The organism is Larkinella terrae, from assembly GCF_009668025.1.
Taxonomy (GTDB): Bacteria; Bacteroidota; Bacteroidia; order Cytophagales; family Spirosomataceae; genus Larkinella; species Larkinella terrae.
Map to the genome: position 1 here is coordinate 1 of NZ_WJXZ01000003.1, position 3,212 is coordinate 3,212.

Annotated in this window: 2 rRNA genes; both read right to left on the minus strand. The window is 55.4% G+C overall.

The features are described 5' to 3' along the window. Positions 1-6 precede the first annotated feature (6 nt). Positions 7-118: ribosomal RNA gene (rrf, locus tag GJJ30_RS07045) — 5S ribosomal RNA — on the minus strand. A 124-nt stretch (positions 119-242) separates the two neighbouring features. After that, positions 243-3,147 (minus strand): 23S ribosomal RNA (locus GJJ30_RS07050). Between the last annotated feature and the right edge of the window lie 65 nt (positions 3,148-3,212).

Below are 3,212 nucleotides of genomic sequence, written 5' to 3' on the forward strand. Positions count from 1 at the left end.
ATTCTGTGGTGGCGGCAACCTACTCTCCCGGAAGTGACTCCAGTACCATCGGCGTAACGGGGCTTAACGGCTCTGTTCGGTATGGGAAGAGGTGTTCCCCCGCACCCTTGCCACCATCCCAGCTCGTGGGTTATCGGCCTTGCCCCGTTGGGACGTGTCCGGTAACTCTCTGGTTCCTTGGTGTCGTTGCTTTAAGAAAAAAGGAAATCACAACCGTTTGCAAGCTCTTTGAAGATAAGCTATCCTACCACCTTCAGGTCATTAGTACGGCTCGGCTCTAGCGCTCTCACGCCCTGCACCTGCCGCCTATCAACGTCGTCGTCTCCAACGTCCTTCATAGAAGACTCATCTCCGGGCCGGCTTCGCACTTAGATGCTTTCAGCGCTTATCCAAACCCCACGTAGCTACCCGGCCGTGCCGTGGGCACAACAACCGGTTCACCAGCGGTGAGTCCACCCCGGTCCTCTCGTACTAAGGGCAGCCCCCGTCAATCTTCTTACGCCCACCACAGATAGGGACCGAACTGTCTCACGACGTTCTGAACCCAGCTCGCGTGCCACTTTAATCGGCGAACAGCCGAACCCTTGGGACCTTCTCCAGCCCCAGGATGTGACGAGCCGACATCGAGGTGCCAAACCTCCCCGTCGATGTGAGCTCTTGGGGGAGATCAGCCTGTTATCCCCGGCGTACCTTTTATCCTTTGAGCGATGGCCCACCCATGCGGAACCACCGGATCACTATACCCTGCTTTCGCACCTGATCGGCCTGTTTGCCTCACAGTCAAGCTCGCTTCTGCTATTGCACTCCACAGCCGGTTACCAACCGGCCTGAGCGAACCTTTGGAAGCCTCCGTTACCCTTTCGGAGGCGACCACCCCAGTCAAACTACCCGCCAACCACGGTCCCTCACTTAGTGAGGTTAGACGCCAACAAAGAGAAGGGTGGTATTTCAACGTTGGCTCCACGACACCTGGCGATGCCGCTTCACTGCCTCCCACCTATCCTACACATCCCTGTGCCAGCGTCCATGATAAGCTGTAGTAAAGGTGCACGGGGTCTTTCCGTCCCGTGGCGGGTATCCGGCATCTTCACCGGAACTACAATTTCACCGAGCTCATGGCTGAGACAGTGCCCAGATCGTTACACCATTCGTGCAGGTCGGAACTTACCCGACAAGGAATTTCGCTACCTTAGGACCGTTATAGTTACGGCCGCCGTTTACTGGGGCTTCAGTTCAACGCTTCGAAGCTTGCGCCCCTAACGCCCCCCCTTAACCTTCCAGCACCGGGCAGGTGTCAGACCCTATACTGAATCTCTCGATTTCGCAGAGTCCTGTGTTTTTGGTAAACAGTCGCCTGGGCCTTTTCTCTGCGACCTCCACGCCTTTGACAGCGCAGTAGGTCCCCCTTCTCCCGAAGTTACAGGGTCAATTGGCCGAGTTCCTTAGCCATGATTCTCTCGCGCACCTTAGATTATTCATCTCGACTACCTGTGTCGGTTTGCGGTACGGTTGCCCGGAAAATTAGCGATAGCGGCTTTTCTTGGAAGCCCTTCCCAGACACTATCCCGCGCCCCCGAAGGGGCTCAGGTACTATCGGCGTCCACCTACTTCCACGGATTTGCCTGTGGAAGCACTAGCTTCAACCTTCAACGCACTATTCCCGCAGTGCGCGGTCTGTTCAGTACTCCGTCCCCGCTTCTCTCTTCCGGCCAGTACGGGAATATTAACCCGTTTGCCCTCAGGTTCGGCCTTCGCCTGCCCCTTAGGTGCCGACTCACCCACCGTTGATTGCCATCGCGGTGGAATCCTTAGTCTTACGGTGTGAAGGGTTCTCACCTTCATTATCGTTACTTATGCCTACATTTGCTTTTCTGTCTTCTCCAGCCCGGCTCACGCCAAACCTTCACTGATAACAGAATGCTCTCCTACCACAACTAGTAAAACTAGTGTCCACGGCTTCAGTGGGTTGCTTCATGCCCGTTTATTATCGATGCCCGCCTCGCTCGACCAGTGAGCTGTTACGCACTCTTTAAAGGAATAGCTGCTTCCAAGCTAACCTCCTGGCTGTCTCGGCAACCGGACCTCCTTTGTTCAACTGAGCAACCACTTGGGGACTTTAGCCGGTGGTCTGGGTTGTTCCCCTCTCGGAGTCGGACCTTAGCACCCGACCCCTCACTCCCGCACCATTTCCCGGGCATTCGGAGTTCGTCAGAAGTTGGTAGGATGTGACTCCCCCTAGTCCTATCGGTAGCTCTACCTCCCGGGAAACTTACATGCAAGGCTGTTCCTAAAAACATTTCGGAGAGTACGAGCTATTTCCGGGTTTGATTGGCCTTTCACCCCTACCCGCAGCTCATCCAAAAACTTTTCAACGTTTACTGGTGCGGTCCTCCATGACATGTTACTGCCACTTCAACCTGGCCACGGGTAGATCACCCGGTTTCGCGTCTACCCCCACTGACTCAGCGCCCTGTTCAGACTCGCTTTCGCTTCGGCTCCCCTTCTCAAAAAGGTTAACCTCGCCAGGGAAGGTAACTCGTAGGCTCATTATGCAAAAGGCACGCTGTCACCCCACCAAGGGGCTCCAACCGTTTGTAGGCGTCTGGTTTCAGGTTCTATTTCACCCCGCTGCTTGCGGTACTTTTCACCGTTCCCTCACGGTACTGGTTCGCTATCGGTCTCTGATGTGTATTTAGCCTTGGCAGATGGTGCTGCCGGATTCAGAGGGGGTTCCTCCGGCCCCCCCTTACTCAGGATCCCAACCCCATTGATTCGCATTACCCGTACGGGGCTCTCACCCGCTCTGGCTGTCCTTCCCAGAACATTCCGGTTTACCAATCAATTTGATGGTCGGTCCTACAACCCCGCAGCGGCCGTAACCGCTGTGGTTTGGGCTCGTCCGCGTTCGCTCGCCACTACTAACGGAATCACTCTTGTTTTCTCTTCCTGCGGGTACTTAGATGTTTCAGTTCCCCGCGTTTGCTTCATCGTCAGATGATGATGTGGCTTCACCACACCGGGTTGCCCCATTCGGAGACCAGCGGATCAACGGATGTGTGCTCCTCCCCACTGTTTTCGCTGCTGTCCGCGTCCTTCGTCGCCAATCAGAGCCATAGGCATCCCCCAGACGCCCTTCCTTGGCCGTAGCCATATACTACCTCTACTTGCGCTTGCAACGCATTTGTGACTTCCTTTCTCTCAAAGAACATATC